At 73.8% G+C, this 14,968-nt stretch carries 14 protein-coding genes; 7 read left to right on the plus strand and 7 right to left on the minus strand.

From position 1 onward, the window contains the following. Nucleotides 1–4 precede the first annotated feature (4 nt). Entirely contained in the window at nucleotides 5–982 is a 978-nt protein-coding gene (locus ABC795_RS16645; RefSeq protein WP_347058317.1) for an alpha-ketoacid dehydrogenase subunit beta, read from the minus strand. Continuing rightward, nucleotides 982–2,094: a pyruvate dehydrogenase (acetyl-transferring) E1 component subunit alpha gene (pdhA, locus tag ABC795_RS16650; protein WP_347060741.1), complete on the minus strand. Its 1,113-nt coding sequence runs from the start codon at nucleotides 2,092–2,094 to the stop codon at nucleotides 982–984. The genes ABC795_RS16645 and pdhA overlap by 1 nt, the downstream gene beginning before the upstream one ends. A 244-nt stretch (nucleotides 2,095–2,338) precedes the next feature. Here pdhA and ABC795_RS16655 point away from each other — a divergent pair, with 244 nt between their 5' ends. Together ABC795_RS16655 and ABC795_RS16660 are read left to right on the plus strand one after the other, a co-directional pair. Then, complete coding sequence (locus tag ABC795_RS16655) at nucleotides 2,339–2,812, plus strand: Lrp/AsnC family transcriptional regulator (protein WP_347058319.1); 474 nt, start codon at nucleotides 2,339–2,341, stop codon at nucleotides 2,810–2,812. 282 nt (nucleotides 2,813–3,094) lie between these two features. Then, complete coding sequence (locus tag ABC795_RS16660; protein ID WP_347058321.1) at nucleotides 3,095–3,613, plus strand: hypothetical protein; 519 nt, start codon at nucleotides 3,095–3,097, stop codon at nucleotides 3,611–3,613. A gap of 160 nt (nucleotides 3,614–3,773) precedes the next feature. Here ABC795_RS16660 and ABC795_RS16665 read toward each other — a convergent pair whose 3' ends face one another. Both ABC795_RS16665 and ABC795_RS16670 read right to left on the minus strand, forming a co-directional pair. Next, complete coding sequence (locus ABC795_RS16665) at nucleotides 3,774–5,096, minus strand: serine hydrolase domain-containing protein (RefSeq protein WP_347058322.1); 1,323 nt, start codon at nucleotides 5,094–5,096, stop codon at nucleotides 3,774–3,776. A 34-nt stretch (nucleotides 5,097–5,130) separates the two neighbouring features. Beyond that, nucleotides 5,131–5,454, minus strand: a complete 324-nt coding sequence (locus ABC795_RS16670) for a DUF3817 domain-containing protein (RefSeq protein ID WP_347058323.1) — start codon at nucleotides 5,452–5,454, stop codon at nucleotides 5,131–5,133. A gap of 113 nt (nucleotides 5,455–5,567) precedes the next feature. Between ABC795_RS16670 and ABC795_RS16675 the strand changes: the two genes are divergently transcribed. Further along, nucleotides 5,568–6,134: a hypothetical protein gene (locus tag ABC795_RS16675; protein ID WP_347058325.1), complete on the plus strand. Its 567-nt coding sequence runs from the start codon at nucleotides 5,568–5,570 to the stop codon at nucleotides 6,132–6,134. Here ABC795_RS16675 and ABC795_RS16680 read toward each other — a convergent pair. Then, a complete protein-coding gene (locus ABC795_RS16680) occupies nucleotides 6,104–7,177 on the minus strand; it encodes a C40 family peptidase (RefSeq protein ID WP_347058327.1) in 1,074 nt (357 codons plus the stop codon). The genes ABC795_RS16675 and ABC795_RS16680 overlap by 31 nt on opposite strands. A gap of 375 nt (nucleotides 7,178–7,552) precedes the next feature. On the opposite strand from ABC795_RS16680, the gene ABC795_RS16685 reads away from it, so the two are divergent. The 3 genes from ABC795_RS16685 (at nucleotide 7,553) to ABC795_RS16695 (ending at nucleotide 9,811) form a co-directional block, all read left to right on the plus strand. Beyond that, the gene (locus ABC795_RS16685; protein WP_347058328.1) at nucleotides 7,553–7,726 is read left to right on the plus strand and encodes a hypothetical protein; all 174 of its coding nucleotides are present in this window, start codon (nucleotides 7,553–7,555) and stop codon (nucleotides 7,724–7,726) included. 40 nt (nucleotides 7,727–7,766) lie between these two features. Continuing rightward, on the plus strand, nucleotides 7,767–8,672 hold the full coding sequence (locus ABC795_RS16690) for a YhjD/YihY/BrkB family envelope integrity protein (protein ID WP_347058329.1): 906 nt from the start codon (nucleotides 7,767–7,769) through the stop codon (nucleotides 8,670–8,672). A gap of 128 nt (nucleotides 8,673–8,800) precedes the next feature. Then, on the plus strand, nucleotides 8,801–9,811 hold the full coding sequence (locus ABC795_RS16695; protein ID WP_347058330.1) for a zinc-binding dehydrogenase: 1,011 nt from the start codon (nucleotides 8,801–8,803) through the stop codon (nucleotides 9,809–9,811). 149 nt (nucleotides 9,812–9,960) lie between these two features. Here ABC795_RS16695 and ABC795_RS16700 read toward each other — a convergent pair whose 3' ends face one another. Further along, entirely contained in the window at nucleotides 9,961–10,626 is a 666-nt protein-coding gene (locus ABC795_RS16700; RefSeq protein ID WP_347058332.1) for an acVLRF1 family peptidyl-tRNA hydrolase, read from the minus strand. A gap of 673 nt (nucleotides 10,627–11,299) precedes the next feature. Between ABC795_RS16700 and ABC795_RS16705 the strand changes: the two genes are divergently transcribed. After that, entirely contained in the window at nucleotides 11,300–13,489 is a 2,190-nt protein-coding gene (locus ABC795_RS16705; RefSeq protein ID WP_347058334.1) for an AAA family ATPase, read from the plus strand. 61 nt (nucleotides 13,490–13,550) lie between these two features. Here the strand turns inward: ABC795_RS16705 and ABC795_RS16710 are convergent, their stop codons facing one another. After that, nucleotides 13,551–14,648, minus strand: a complete 1,098-nt coding sequence (locus tag ABC795_RS16710) for a cupin domain-containing protein (RefSeq protein ID WP_347058335.1) — start codon at nucleotides 14,646–14,648, stop codon at nucleotides 13,551–13,553. Nucleotides 14,649–14,968 lie beyond the last annotated feature (320 nt).

Consider the following 14,968-nt stretch of genomic DNA (forward strand, 5'->3'; position numbering starts at 1 on the left):
CGGTTCAGAACTCCATCGCGCGGTCGACGGCGTCCAGCACCCGGTCGAGGTCGGGGAGGTAGTCCTCCTCGAGCTTCGACGGCGGGTACGGGGTGTCGTACCCCCCCACCCGCAGCACCGGCGCCTCCAGGGAGTGGAAGCAGGCCTCGGTCACCCGGGCGGCGATCTCGGCGCCCAGGCCCAGGGTCACCGGGGCCTCGTGGACGACCACGCAGCGCCCCGTGCGGCGCACCGACTCGTGGACCGGCGCCAGGTCCAGCGGGGAGACGGTGCGCAGGTCCACGACCTCCACCGACCGCCCCTCCTCCGCCGCGGCCGCGGCGGCCTGCAGCGCCGTCTTCACCATCGGGCCGTAGGCGAGCACGGTGACGTCGTCCCCGCCGCGCACCACCCGGGAGGCGAACAGCGGGTCGGGTGTGGCCTCGACGTCGACCTCGGCCTTCTCCCAGTACCGGCGCTTGGGCTCGAGGAAGACGATCGGGTCGGGGTGCGCGATGGCCTGCTGGATGCCCCAGTAGGCGTCCACCGGGTTGCTGACGGCGACCACCTTGAGCCCCGCGGTGTGCGCGAAGTAGGCCTCCGGGCTCTCGCTGTGGTGCTCGACGGCGCCGATGCCGCCGCCGAACGGGATGCGGATGACGATGGGCATCGCCAGCCGGCCCCGGGAGCGGGCGTGGATCTTGGCCACCTGGGTGACGATCTGGTTGTAAGCGGGGAAGACGAACCCGTCGAACTGGATCTCGCAGACCGGCCGGTAGCCGCGCATGGCCAGGCCGACCGCGGTGCCGAGGATGCCGGCCTCGGCGAGCGGGGTGTCGACGACGCGGGCCTCGCCGAAGTCCTTCTGCAGGCCGTCGGTGATCCGGAAGACCCCGCCGAGCTTGCCGATGTCCTCACCCATGAGGACGACCTTCGCGTCGTCCTCCATGGCCTTGCGCAGCCCCAGGTTGAGCGCCTTGCCGATGGTGAGCGTCTCGCTCATCAGTGCTCGCCCCCCTCGAACGACTCCTGATAGGCCACGAAGTCGGCGCGCTGCTGCGCCAGCTGCGGGGTCTGCTCGGCGTAGACGTGGTCGAACATCTCCGTCGGTGCCGGATCGGGCATGTCGAGGGTGCCGCTGCGGATGCGGGCGGCCAGCTCGTCGGCCTCGGCCTCGACGGACTCGAAGAACGCCGCGTCGGCGATGGAGCTGCGCGACAGGTGGGCCTTGAGCCGGGCGATCGGGTCGCGCAGCTTCCACTCCTCCAGCTCGCTGGCCAGCCGGTAGCGGGTGGGGTCGTCGGAGGTTGTGTGCGCGCCCATCCGGTAGGTGAAGGCCTCGATGAAGGTGGGGCCCTGCCCCTCGCGGGCGGCCTGCAGGGCCTGCCGCGTCACCGCCAGCACGGCGAGGACGTCGTTGCCGTCGACCCGGACGCCGGGGAAGCCGAAGCCGGCGGCGCGCTGGTACAGCGGCACCCGCGACTGCCGCTCCAGCGGGACGCTGATCGCGTACTGGTTGTTCTGGCAGAAGAAGACGACGGGAGCCGAGAAGCTGGCCGCCCAGATCATCGCCTCGTTGACCTCGCCCTGGCTGGTGGCGCCGTCACCCAGGAACGCCAGCACGGCCTGCTCCGCGCCGTCGCGCTGGATGCCCATGGCGTAGCCGGTGGCGTGCAGCGTCTGCGCGCCGATGACGACGGTGTAGAGGTTGAAGCCGGTGGCGACCGGGTCCCAGCCGCCGTTGTCCACGCCCCGGAACAGGCTGATCACGTGCAGCGGGTCGACGCCGCGCGCCCAGGCGACGCCGTGCTCCCGGTAGGTCGGGAACGCCATGTCGGATGCGGCCATCGCCCGGCCGGCGCCGATCTGCGCGGCCTCCTGGCCCAGCAGCGAGGCCCAGATGCCCAGCTCGCCCTGCCGCTGCAGCGCGGTCGCCTCGACATCCCATCGGCGGACCAGGACGAGGTCCCGGTACACGGCGCGCAGCTCGTCGTCGCCCATCTGGAGCGAGTAGTCGGGGTGCTCGACCCGGTCGCCTTCCGGCGTCAGCAACTGGACCAGCTCGGTGCGCGGCGCGTGGTGGGGCGCGGCGGCCCCCGGGACGGGGTCGACCATCTCCGTGGTCGAGGTCTTCGCTGTCACGGGTCGCGCTCCTCGCCGTCGGCCACCGCGGCCGGGGTCACCGGCGGTGCGGCGGTGCTGGACGTTCCGGTCCGCCGGATGTGGCGGTCCTCACACATCCTGGCACGCCACACCCGCCGAGGACCAGCCCTGGCGTGCAGCGATCTGCACAGGGGCATCGCCGGGGACTGCGCAGAAAGCCACCCACGGACCCTCGGCAACTGTCAGACTGCGCAGCATGCCGGAGATCGACGCCACGGACGCGCGGCTGCTGCGTGTGCTGACCGAGGACCCGCGGGCCAGCGTGATGGCCCTGTCCCAGCGGCTCGGGCTCGCCCGGAACACGGTGCAGACCCGGCTGGCCCGGCTGGAGGGCAACGGCGTGCTCGCCCCGCTGGACCAGCGGGTGCGGCCGGAGGCGCTCGGGTACCGCCTGGCGGCCTACATGTCCGTGCAGGTCGCCCAACGGGGGCTCGGCGAGGTCAGCGATGCGCTGGCCGGCCTGCCGGAGGTGCTGGAGGTGACGGGCCTGTCCGGCGCCACGGACCTGCTCGTCCACGTGGTGGCCACCGACGCCGACCACCTCTGGCGGATCACCGAGGCCGTCCTGTCGATCGCCGGCGTCCAGCGGGTGGACACCGCGCTGGCGATGCGCCGCTTCGTCGAGCGCCGTACACGCCCGCTGCTGGACCGCGCCGCCGGCACCGGCTAGCGGGGCCGCGGATCCGCGCGGGTCCCCGGGCGGTCCAGCCCGGCGGGGACGTCGTCCACCCGCTCGGCGTGGGCGGACCGTGCCGGCCCGCCAGCGGTGCTGGTGGTCACGGCCCGATCGGAGGCTGCTCGCGACCGTCCCCCAGCTCCCCTCGCACGGCTGCTGAGCCGTGCGTTCGCCGGTCTCGGCGTGGTGGTGGCGGACGCACCGGCGCTGACGCCCACCCCGCCCGTGCCCGTGGTCGGTGGGTGGGCTCGCTGCGCGGCGGGTACGGGCCCGCGCATGGAGAAGCGGACACCGTTCGGCGTGGCGGGCAAGGGCAAGCGCGGGATCAGCACCCTGGGGTGGGCCCTGCGCGGGGCGGCGGCCGGCGCAGCGGGGACAACGGCGCTCAACGCCGTCACGTACCTGGACATGGTCGTGCGCGGCCGTGGCAGCAGCTCGACCCCGCAGCGAACCGTGGAGCGGCTCGCGGAGACAGCGCACGTGCCCATCCCCGGGGACGACGAGACGCGCCGGAACCGTGTGGAGGGGCTCGGGCCGATGACCGGCCTGGTGGCGGGGATCGGGGTGGGGGTGGTCGGCGGGCTGGCCCGGGCGTCGGGCCTGCGCTCGGCGAAGCCGGTCGGGACGCTGCTCACCGGGCTGGGTGCGATGGTCGCGGCGAACGGGCCGATGACGGCGCTCGGCGTCACCGATCCCCGCACCTGGTCGGCGGCCGACTGGCTCAGCGACCTGGTCCCGCACCTGGTCTACGGCGTCGTCACCAAGTGCACCATCGACGCCTTCGACCGCCCCTGACCACCGCCGCTCGGCGAGATCGGCGATCTGGCCCGCTTCGCAGCCGGAGAAGGGGCGAGATCGCCGATCTCGCCGGGCACACTTCCCGCGTGCACGAGGTCACCCGCGCTGCTCCGCCGGCACCACCTGCTGGGCGGGCCGGTACCCGACCACGTGCGGGCTACCGCCAGCCCCGCTCGTCGACCCCACCGGGCACGGGGGCCTGCGGGTCGTAGGGCGTCCGGGTGAAGACGAACGTGTCCAGGTCCAGGTGGTCGTCGGCGATCCGCAACGTCTCGCCGGCGAAGTAGCCGTCCAGCCCGAGCCACGTGCCGTCGTCGCGGCGGGTGAACCGGCTGGCCCGCCCGCTGCGGCCGGGCAGCGGGCCCAGGTGCAGCAGCCCGCCGGCGACGGCCCGCAGGACGTAGGGAGCCGGCCCCCAGAACCAGACGCCGAGGGTCTCCAGTGATACCGGCGACGGCGACGGGGCCCACGGCTCGACGACACGCGGCTCGGCACCGCGCAGGTCGGCGAGCAGCCCGAAAACCAGCGGATCGACGCCGCTGGTCGCGTTGGCCAGCGAGACCGCGCCCGTCCGCTCCTCCCGGTCGACGAAGACCCCGGCGAGGAAGCCGGGCATCGAGCCGCCGTGCCCGACCAGCGTCCGGCCGTCGACCCGCACCACCTGCACGCCCAGCCCGTAGGCCGACCAGCCCGACGCCGAGGAGTCCACCCCCGCGGGCACCGTCATCTCCTCGAGCGTCGCGGGGTCGAGCACCTCGCCGGTGTCGCCGAGCAGGAAGGCGGCGAAGCGCCCGAGGTCGGCCAGGGTCGCCCACAGCTGCCCGGCGGCGGCCATGACCCCCGCGTGGTGCTCGGGCTCGGGCAGGACGACGTCGGCCCAGGGGTGCACCGCCCAGCCCTCGGCCGCCGGGGCGACGGGGCGGGGGCTGGTGCGGGACATGCCCAGCGGCGCGAGCACCTCGGCGGTCACCGCCTCCTCCCAGCTCCGGCCGCGCTGCCGGGCGACCAGCTCGCCCAGCAGGCCGAAGCCCAGGTTCGAGTAGTGGAACCGGCGGGCGGCTCCGAGCACGACGTCGCTGTCGGCCATGCCCAGCTCGTCGAGGGTGCCCCCCGGGGTGCGCTCCCACCAGCCGCCGGGACTCTCGGCGGAGGCGCCGGCCAGATGGGAGAGCAGCTGCCCGACGGTGCGGTCGCCGAACGGCGTCCCCGGCAGGTGCCGCTCCAGCGGGTCGTCGAGCCGCAGCAGCCCCTCGTCGCGCAGCCGCAGGACGACCACCGCGGTGACGGTCTTGCTGATCGAGCCGAGCCGGTACTGGACGTCGGTGTGCGGCTCGGGCACGGCGCCCCGGCCCGCGGACCAGGCCAGCCCGCCGTCCCGGACCACCCCGGCGACCAGGCTGGGAGCCCGGCCGTCGCGCTGGACGCGGGCGGTGCGCGCCAGCAGGAGGCGGGCGGTGCTGGACAGGACGGGCTCGGCCATGGCGGCGACCGTAGCGAGCCGCCCCGCCTGGGGGTCAGGCGGTCAGCGCCTCGCGCCGCGGCAGCCGGCCCGAGCGGGTGGCGTGACGCTCGAACCACACCGTGGCCAGCGGCGGCACGGAGGCGACGAGCGCGAGGACCGTGGTGCCGGCCGGCCAGCGCAGCACCCGGGCGGCGACGAGCGCCACCAGCACGTAGACGAGGAAGACCCCGCCGTGGATGGGGCCGAACACCTGGACCCCCACCTCGGAGGCCTGCAGGACCCACTTCACGAACATCCCGGCCAGCAGGCCGATCCAGGTGATCGCCTCGGCGACGGCGACGATGCGGAAGGCGGTGGAAACGGTGCGCGGGGTCAACGGGCGTCCTCGGGTCGGCGGAGCTCTCCGGTGGTCAACGACCGGGCCGGGCGCGGGGTCCCCGCGGCGGGTGTGACCTTCGCGGCAGTGCGCCACCTGGCAGGGTCGGCACCGTGCGCGGACTGGCCCGGCGGGAGTTCTGCCTGGTCCTGCTGCGCCGGATGGCCGACGTCCGACCCGATCTGACCACCGAAGCGCTCCCCCGGCTGGGCGCCACCCGGGCGGAGGCCCATGCCGCGCACACCCGGTGGCAGGCGCTGCAGCACTCTGCGCGGGCGCCGCGCGGGCTGGCGCTGCGCGCGGCGGTCCTGGGGCCGCCCGAGGAGCTGGAGGATCGGCGCTTCGGCGACCTGGACCTCCAGGTGCGCCGCTGGCCGCTGCCGCTGTGGCCGCACCTGTGGTGGCAGGTGGTCAGCGGGCCGGGCGGCTCGGTGCTCGACGAGCAGCTGGCGCGCGCGCCCGGATCGCCCGTCCCGGCCGCGACGTCGCGCCGCCTGCTGGTGTGGGAGCACGTGCTCGACGACGTCGTCGGCCTCCGGGGCGCCCGCGCCGTGGATCCGGGCGTGGTCACCCGCCGGGAGGTGCACCTCCCCGGCGGGGCGCGGGCGGTGTTCGTGTGGGGCCTGCTCCAGCAGGTCACCCGGCACGATCAGCCGGCGATGCGCCGCGCCCCGCTGTAGCCGCCCATCGAGTCGATGCTCGCCACCTTGACCACGTCGCCGGACGTGGGCGCGTGCACCATCTGGCCGTTGCCGATGTAGATGCCCACGTGGCTGATCGGGCTGTAGAAGAACACCAGGTCACCGGGCTGGAGCTGGTTGCGGGAGACCTGCTGGCCGACGGCGGCCTGGTTGCGGCTCGCCCGCGGCAGGCTGATGCCGGCGGCGCGGTAGGCGTAGGAGGTCAGGCCCGAGCAGTCGAAGGCGTTCGGGCCCGAGGCCGCCCAAACGTAGGGCTTGCCGCGCTGGGCCATCGCGGCGTCGACGGCGGCCTGCGCGGCACCGTTTCCGGCCACCACCGGCATCGACGGCGCAGGGGCCTCGCGGTCGCTGCGGCTGGCCCGCTGCGGCTGGGCGCTGCGCTCTTCCGCGTGGTGCGCGTCGGCCACGGCCTGGCGCTCCGCGGCGCCGAGCTGCTCGTACTGCGCCCGGAAGTCGGCGACCTGCTTCTCCAGCTCGGCCTGCTGCCCGGCGACGGAGTCGTAGGTCCGCTGCGCCTCGGCGGCGGACTGCTGCGCGGTGGCCTGGGCCTGGGCGGCGGCCACGCTTGCCTCGGCCGCCTTCCCGAGGATCCCCCTCTGGTGCCCGGCGATCGTCTCCAGCATGGCCACCCGGCTGACGAACTCGTCGGCCGAGCCGCTGGTCAGGAGCGCCTGGAAGGACCCGAGACCCTCACCGGTCCAGGTGCTGCGCGCGATGCCGCGCACCGCCTTCTGCGCCTGGGCGAGGTCGGCGGTGGCCTGCTCGAGCTGGGCGGCGGCGGCCTCGGCAGCCGCCTGCTGGGCGGCCAGCGCGTCCCGCGCCTCGTTGAACCGCTCCGTGACGACCTCGAGCTGGTGCCCCCGCTCGGCGACCAGCTGCGCCGCCTCGGCCGACGTGGCCGGGTTCCCCGGTGCGGCCGACGCGGGAACCGTGGCGAGCAGGACGCCGAGGGCGCCCGCGAGGGCCAGACCGGCCCGCCGCGCGGTACGACGGCGGGTGGGCGTGCGCAGGGGGGTCGCCATGGTGCGGCGGCGCTCCGTTCCTCTTCCACGAGCCGCCTACCGGCGCCCTCCGGGCACGACGACGCTCCGCCGCGGTGGAGGGGCTCGGTCCGGCACCCACGCCTGTGCGGGTGACCGGCTCGACGGCGCCCGGCGGGCGCCACTCGGCAGTGACAGAAAGCCCCGGCGGGCCTACTCAGCGTAGGGGTCGTGACCAGCTCGTCACAATCCCCCGAACGACAATCGTGTGACTCGGCCTGCGCCCTGTCGCACGCGGCACACCCGCCCCATCCTGCGCGCCGGGCACGCGCCGCCACCCGCCAGTTGCGCCCACCGACCGGGAACGGAACCCGTCCGCACGGTTTCGGCGCGCCACCGCCGGACCACTACGAGTGGATGGACCTCCGCAAGCCCCTGCTGCTCCTCGCGCTCGCCGGCTCCCTCGTCGCCTGCGGGGACAACACCGACCTCCAACGCGGTGAGACCAACTGCGACTCGAGCGGGGCCGAGGCGAACAACCCGCACGACGCCAGCTGCCAGGAGACCGGCGTCAACGACGACTCCGACTGACCCGGCGCAGGTGAGCCGGGCGGCGCCCCCAGGGCGCGCGATGCCGGAGGACGGCACAGCCCCGGAGCGCTCCGGCCGGCTGGTGTCCCTCGTCCGCGACGTCGTCCCCGGCGTGAAGTTCCGGCTGCGGGGGCGCGACCTCGCGCTCATCGCCGCGGGCCTCACCTTCTACGCAGGCATCGCCGTCGTCCCGCTCCTGGTGCTGGCGTTCGGGCTGACCGCCTGGCTCACCTCGCCGGAACGGGTGCACGAACTGGGCCTGCGGCTGGGCGACCTGCTGCCGGGCGAGCTCGGCGCGCCGGACGCTGTGGCCCGGCTGGTCGACGCGGGCGTCGGGCTGGACCCGCTCGGCGCCCTGCTGGCCCTGCTGCCGATGTCGCTGTACGGGGAGGGTCTGCGCCGGGCGCTGCTGCGCTTCAGCTCGCGGCACGAGGGCCTGACCGGCTGGCGCGGCCGGCTGGGCGCCCTGCCGCTCCTGCTGCTCGCGCCGGTCCTGCTCTACCCGCTGCTGCTGGCCGGGGCGCTGATGGCCGAGCTGGCCGAGCGCGGTGGCTTCCTCGCGACCGTCGGGCAGGTGGCCGTCGGCTACTACTCGGTCCTGGCGGCGCTCACCATCCCCCTGGCCTGGGGCTTCCGGGTGGTCGGCGGCGGCCGCGTGCGCTGGCCGGCGCTCCTGGCGGGCGCCCTGTTCACCGCGGCGTGCCTGTCGGGCTTCCTGCAGGGCTTCGTGCTGTTCCTGGCCCTGCCGCTGGACCTCGGCGCCCCCTTCGGCGGGCTCGACGTCGTCGGCGGGGTGGTGGCGCTCGGGCTGTGGCTGTTCGCCCTGCACCTGGTCGTCCTGCTCGGCTGGCTGGTCACCCAGTCACTGGACGAGCGCTGGCGGGGCCGGTCAGCGGGGACGCGGCCACGTGGTCAGGCGCTCGGACCAGGTCCCGAGCAGCTCTGAGTCGGGCGTCGCCGGGCCCTCCGGGAGGACGGGCTCGGCCCGGGTGGGGGGCGATGCGGTGGGAGACACGGCCGGAGGGGTCGTCACGCCAGGTGCCGGCTCCCTGTCGGCGGCGTTGGATGGGGGGCATGCCTGACTCGATGCTGGCCGGCCGGCTGAACGTGCGCACCCGCGAGTTCGTGGTGAAGGAGGTGCCCAAGCCGACGCCGGGCCCGGGCGAGGTCCTGATCCAGGTGGCGGCGGCGGGCATCTGCCTGTCCGACGTGCACCTCATCGAGGGCAAGCTCTCCCCACTGTTCCTCGCCGGTGACGAGGTGACGCTCGGCCACGAGGTGGCCGGCACCGTCGCCGAGCTGGGCGCGGGCGTGACCGGCTGGACGGAGGGGCAGCGGGTGCTGCTGCAGGCCGGCGAGGAGAAGGGCGGCTGGGTGCACACCCGCGGGGTCGACTACGACGGCGGCTGGGCGCAGTACGCTCGGGCGACCGCCGACACGGTCGTCCCGATCCCGGACGACCTGCCGCTGGAGCAGGCCTGCATCGTGCCCGACGCGGTGTCCACGCCGTGGGCCTCGATCGTGCGGACGGCGCAGGTGCGGGCCGCCCAGCCCGTCGGCGTCTGGGGCATCGGCGGGCTCGGCGCGCACGCGGTGCAGCTGCTGCGGTTGGCCGGGGCCGCCCCGATCATCGCCGTCGACCCGGTGCCGGCCGCCCGGCAGCGGGCACTGGACTTCGGCGCCGACCTCGCGCTGGACCCGGCCGAGGACATCGCCGCCCGCGTCCGCGGGCTGACCGGCGGCGCCGGGCTCGCGTTCGCCTTCGACTTCGCCGGCGTCGCGCCGGTCCGCGAGCAGGCGGTGCGCTGCCTGGAGCGCGACGGCGCGCTGGTGCTCGTCGGCCTCACCGACCAGCCGCTGGAGATCCGCAACGGCACGCAGTTCAGCTACTTCGGTCAACGGATCCTCGGCCACTACGGCTCCGAGCCCGCCCACGTGGTGGAGCTGGTCGACCTGATCCGGCACCACCGCCTGGATCTGACCCGCTCCGTCTCGGGCACCCTGCCGCTCGCCGACGCCGCCGAAGGCGTGGAGCGGCTGGCGCAGAAGGAGGGCGACCCCATCCGCCTGGTCATCACGCCGTAGGCCTTGCGCGCCGGCCGGTGCCGGCGAGGCCCAGCCGCCCGGCGTCGGCCCGCCGATCCGGCTCGCTCTCCGGCGCCCGATGAGCCGCCTCGTCGTTCCCGCAGTCGATGTCCGCGTCGGTGCCCGCCGGCGCCGTGGGCTGACGCCGGTCAGCAGCGGTCCTGGGGCTCCACGATGTGCACGTCGACGGCGCGGAACTGCTTCGGCGTCTCCAGCAGGACGGCCTTGGTCGGCTCCCCCACCTCCAGGGGCGGGTCGCGGCGCAGGGCGGCGAGCGGGCGCAGCCGGGGGTCGGCCAGCACGTCGTCGGCCAGCCCCCGGTCGCCGCCGGCGAAGAGCGCCGCCAGCCCGTCGGCGTGCGGCAGCAGCACTCGGGCGGCGGTCTCGACCGCATGGCTCACGACGGCGTCGGTCTGGTTGGCGCGCCGCCGGGCGAACCGCTGCTGCGACCACCCGCCGGCCGCTGTCCGGCCCTGCACCTGGCGGGCGTCCACCTTCGACACCACCAGCTGGGCCCCGTCGAAGACCCCGACCACCCAGCGGCCGCGGCGGACCAGCAGCACCGCGGCCCGACGGGGCCGGCCCGCGGCGGCGGTGAAGGCGGCCAGCAGCGGCGCCTCCGGCGCCCAGCCGAACGGGGCCCGCAGGACGACGGTGGTGGTGTCGGCGCAGACGATGCGCAGTCCGTCGTCGGCCGGCTGCACCTCGGTGAAGGCCCCGTGCCGGGTGGCGACGCCATCCAGCCAGCGCCCCAGCCGCTCGGGCGCCACGCCGAGCCGCCGGCCACCGCCCGCGGCGGGCCGGGGGCGGGTCATACGGGCACCCTAGATATACCAGCGATCGGGTTGGGAGACCGACCACTGCTCTTTCCCTCAATCCATCACACGACATTGGAGGCGGTGACGGTGAACCTGGCGGTCGACCAGGTCGTGCACGAGTGGGGAAACCTGCCGATTGAGACCGGGTTTCTTGCGAAGACCGACCACATGCCCTGACAGGAGCACAGCCGGGGGCGCGGTCCGGCCCTGCAGCGATGCCTTGCCCGAGAACGTCGGCGGGGAACGGGTAGCCGGGCGCCGGGTCGTCGTGGAACGTAGTGCGGGCATTACCGTGGGACACGAGAACCTCCGAGCAGGTGCTGGGCCTTAGACAAGCCACACCTCACTCGGAGGTTCTCCTGCGTTCAAGTCCGGCGGCCGTCACCAACGTCCTGGCCGGGTACACCTAGCGTCATCGGCATCCCAGCGGCGTCGGCGGCCGAAAGGCGAGCGCCACCACAGCCGTCCTGCTCGCCCTCGTCGGTGCCCACGCGCCTTCTTCGACCTCGCCGGAGACTCGTCGCAACGCCGCGAGCAACCTCAACGGGAGAACGCCGCGACAAGAGGAACGAGGGGGGGCACCCCGAGCATTCGGCCACTCGGCAGAATGGTCTGACCACCGGTGGGCCCGTAGGGCAATCACCGGAGGCCCCCCGTCGAACGGAGTCCCATGCCATCGCCAGCCGTCGTCGATTCCCGCCCGATCGACTACCGGGTCGCCCACCTGTGCGCGGCCGTTCTGGCCCCGGACGTCCGCGCGGCCGTCGGAGCAGCCGAGGGCGATGTCGTCCGCATCGCCACGGAGCGCGGGCGCAGCGCGCTGTGTCGGGTGGCAGGCCCGGTCGACGAGCCGGGAGCCGGGTCGGTGCGCATCGACCGGTTCACCCGGCAGGCGCTCAAGGCCTACCCGCACGAGCAGGTGACACTGGAGCGGGCGGAGCCGGCGCCGGCACGGGAGGTCGCCCTGGTGCCCGGGCTGGACATGAGCCAGCGCTTCGACCCCCAGCTGGTCCCCGCACTGCGGCGCGTCCTCGCCGAGCAGCAGGTCGCCGTCCGCCCGGGCATGCTGCTCTACGTCCGCATGCCCGAGGCCCTGGCCGGCGTCACGTACGAGGTCCACTTCGTCGCGCCGGCGGACGGAGACGGCACCGAGGGCGTCGTCACGGGTGAGACGACGATCTGGATGGTTCAGAACGACCACCACCACGGACCGGGTGACCACGAGCACGACCACGACAAGTCGTCCGAGACCGTGCTGGACACGACGTTCGAGGACGTCGGTGGGCTGACGGGGCAGATCCGTGAGGTCCGCGAGTTCGTCGAGCTGCCGCTGGTCTTCCCCCAAGTGTACCGCCAGCTGGGCATCAACCCGCCGCGAGGCGTGATCTTCCACGGCGCACCGGGCACCGGGAAGACGCTGCTGGCCCGCAGCGTGGCCAACGAGATCAACGCCGAGCTCTTCTACATCAACGGGCCCGAGGTCGTCGGCACGTTCTCCGGCGAGACCGAGGCGAACCTGCGCAAGATCTTCGCCGAGGCCAGCCTGAACCCGCCGTCGATCATCTTCGTCGACGAGCTGGACGCCATCGCCCCGGCGCGGCGGATGGCCACGAGCACCACCGAGGCGCGCACGGTGACCCAGCTGCTGGCGCTGCTGGACGGCCTGAAGCAGGCCGAGGGCGTACTGGTCATCGGCACGACGAACCGGGTGGAGGCGATCGACCCGGCGCTGCGCCGGGCGGGGCGCTTCGACCGGGAGATCTACTTCCCCACGCCCGCCACCGAGGCGCGCGAGCAGATCCTGCGGGTGCAGACCCGTGAGATGCCGCTGGCCGACGATGCGCTGGCCGGGCTGCCGGCGATCGCCGAGCGCGCGTACGGGTTCGTGGGCGCCGACATCATGGAGCTCAGCCGGGAGGCAGGGCTCAACGCGCTGCGCCGCGCATCGACCCGGTTCGTCGAGTCGCCCTCCATGGCGACCTACCCCGACGCCGCCGACCTCGTCGTCACCCGAGACGACTTCGACGCCGCCCTGCGGGTGGTGCAGCCGGCCGCGATGCGTGAGTCGCTAATCACCTACCCCCGGGTGACGTGGGCGGACATCGGCGGCCTCGAGCACGTGAAGGGCCGGCTGCGCGACCTCGTCGAGAAGCCCCTGCGGCACCCAGAGGTGTTCGAGCGGATCGGGCTGTCGAGCAATCTCGGCGTCCTGCTCTACGGGCCACCCGGCACCGGCAAGACGCTGCTTGCCCAGGCGATCGCCCGGGAGGCCGGCGTGAACTTCCTGCCGATCAACGGCCCGGAGCTGTTCTCCCAGTGGCTGGGCGAGTCCGAGGAGAGCGTGCGTCGCGTGTTCGACGTCGCCCGGCGTGCGGCGCCGTGCATCGTGTTCTTCGACCAGCTGGACGCGGTCGTCCCCAAGCGCAGCGACCTCGAGCACGAGGGCACGCGGGCGCCGCAACGGGTGGTCAACCAGCTCCTGGCCGAGCTCGACGGGATGGAGCAGCGCAGCCAGGTGCTCGTCATCGGCGCCACCAACCGGATGACCATGGTCGACCCTGCGGCGCTGCGCCCGGGCAGGTTCGGCGTGCACCTTGAGGTCGGCCCGCCGGAGGACGCCGGTCGCGGTGAGATCCTCCGGATCCACCTCGCCGGCGCGGCGCTCGACGGCGACCTGACCCTGGACCGGGTGGTGCAGCACCTGGTCCCGCGGACCGCGGGGATGACCGGCGCCGACCTCGCGTTCCTCGTGCAGAACGCGAAGCTGGCGGCCCTCGACCTGGACCACGCCGAGCCCGACCCGCGGCTGGACCTGGCGACGTTCGACGCGGTGCTGGCCGAGACGGCACCCACCGGCTGACCGGAGAGCGCGACCGCGACCGCGCCGGGGCGATCCCGGGCGCGGTCGCGGTCGTGTCGGCTCAAGCCACCGGCGGCGCGGTGAACCCTTCGCCCGCAGCGGCCCGCAACGACGCGTCGTCGAACTCCGGCGCGTTCTCGAAGTGGACGATGCGGGAGTAGCCCAGTTGGGCGTAGATGCTGTTCGACGCCCCGATGAGCTTCGCCGAGCCCGTGCCGGTGCTGAAGCGCTGGACGATCGTGTTGTGCGGCACCCAGATCATGTCGCCCTTCTTCCAGTCCCACCGCGTCGGCTTCTTCGCCACGCGCGCGTAGAACTGGTCGGCAATCTCGGCCTCGACGTCCCAGTGCAGGTCGTAACCCTCGCCGTCGAGGACGTGCACCGCCTCATCGGCCATCTGCCACCGCTTGCCCGAACGGCTGCCGGCCGGGATCTCGTGCAGGTAGGCGTCGGTGCCCTTGATCCGGAGGGGGGCGCCCTTGCCGGCGATCTGGCGGATGCGGCCGAACTCGGTCCACTGCCACTCGGTGTCGGCAGGGGTGAGCACCTTGGGGACGAGCTCGTCACCCTCGGGACGGGCGGTCAGCCACTCGGTGCGCGGCTCCCACTGGTCCTCGTCGGCCGGCTTGGTGCCGATCTTCCCCTGGAAGGTGAGGCCGAGGAACAGCGACAGCGGCTTGGGCTTCATGACCAGGCAGACCGCGCGCTTCTCGGGGTCCGGGTTGTTGTGCCAGTGCACGCAGTCGTTGTGCACCGCGACGGCGTCCCCGGCGCTCCACGGGTAGTCCTTGCCGTCGTGCGTCTCGTAGCCGTTGCCCTCGAGCACATAGAACAACGCTTCGTTCTGGTGTCCGTGCCCGTCGTTGCGCCCGTTGGGCTGGATCACGACGAAGTGCAGGTGCAGGCTCTGCGTGCGGAACTGCTCATCACCGGGATCGATGATGTTCCAGTTCTCCTTGAGGCTCAGCCCCTCCCCCAGGGTGGGAGTCCACACCCGGGGAACGGTCGTGACGCGCTCGCGCCGCTCCTCGGTCAGGGTGTACCGGTTGCTGGCCAGCTCCCGTACGTAGATGCGGGCCTTCTTGTAGTGGTCGTCGTACACGTGCACGTTCTGTGCCGTCTGCTCGCGGCTCTGGGACTTCGTTCGTTCCTGCTCCATGCAGCGCCTCCTTGGTGGCTCCGTGGTATGACCATTTGACACCGAACACTAGTTGTCCCACCAGGGGGCACGCTCCCGGCTCCGGCCACGCGGCAGCTCGCACCCGGGATGTTCGCCGCCGAGATGACCTATTCCAAGGGCCGTGCGCCTTGACTGCGTTCCCGCGGGAACGCCTGTCGGGCGGCCCGACGTGGCGTGATCGGGTGACAGGCACCGCCCCGGTCGAAGGTCGGAATCGCCCCAAGATCAGCGACGCTGAGCTGATCACGCGGGCGGTTCTGCAGGCTCTGGCCGATCCCCCCAGCGAGACCCGCTGGCTG

The organism is Blastococcus sp. HT6-30, from assembly GCF_039729015.1.
Lineage (GTDB): Bacteria > Actinomycetota > Actinomycetes > Mycobacteriales > Geodermatophilaceae > Blastococcus.

Bases quoted from the DNA above. Each gene is read 5' to 3' on its own strand.
- ABC795_RS16645 (WP_347058317.1), bottom strand. From the start codon at position 982: ATGAGCGAGACGCTCACCATCGGCAAGGCGCTCAACCTGGGGCTGCGC.
- pdhA (WP_347060741.1), bottom strand. From the start codon at position 2,094: ATGGTCGACCCCGTCCCGGGGGCCGCCGCGCCCCACCACGCGCCGCGC.
- ABC795_RS16655 (WP_347058319.1), top strand. From the start codon at position 2,339: ATGCCGGAGATCGACGCCACGGACGCGCGGCTGCTGCGTGTGCTGACC.
- ABC795_RS16660 (WP_347058321.1), top strand. From the start codon at position 3,095: ATGGAGAAGCGGACACCGTTCGGCGTGGCGGGCAAGGGCAAGCGCGGG.
- ABC795_RS16665 (WP_347058322.1), bottom strand. From the start codon at position 5,096: ATGGCCGAGCCCGTCCTGTCCAGCACCGCCCGCCTCCTGCTGGCGCGC.
- ABC795_RS16680 (WP_347058327.1), bottom strand. From the start codon at position 7,177: ATGGCGACCCCCCTGCGCACGCCCACCCGCCGTCGTACCGCGCGGCGG.
- ABC795_RS16685 (WP_347058328.1), top strand. From the start codon at position 7,553: ATGGACCTCCGCAAGCCCCTGCTGCTCCTCGCGCTCGCCGGCTCCCTC.
- ABC795_RS16690 (WP_347058329.1), top strand. From the start codon at position 7,767: ATGCCGGAGGACGGCACAGCCCCGGAGCGCTCCGGCCGGCTGGTGTCC.
- ABC795_RS16695 (WP_347058330.1), top strand. From the start codon at position 8,801: ATGCCTGACTCGATGCTGGCCGGCCGGCTGAACGTGCGCACCCGCGAG.
- ABC795_RS16700 (WP_347058332.1), bottom strand. From the start codon at position 10,626: ATGACCCGCCCCCGGCCCGCCGCGGGCGGTGGCCGGCGGCTCGGCGTG.
- ABC795_RS16705 (WP_347058334.1), top strand. From the start codon at position 11,300: ATGCCATCGCCAGCCGTCGTCGATTCCCGCCCGATCGACTACCGGGTC.
- ABC795_RS16710 (WP_347058335.1), bottom strand. From the start codon at position 14,648: ATGGAGCAGGAACGAACGAAGTCCCAGAGCCGCGAGCAGACGGCACAG.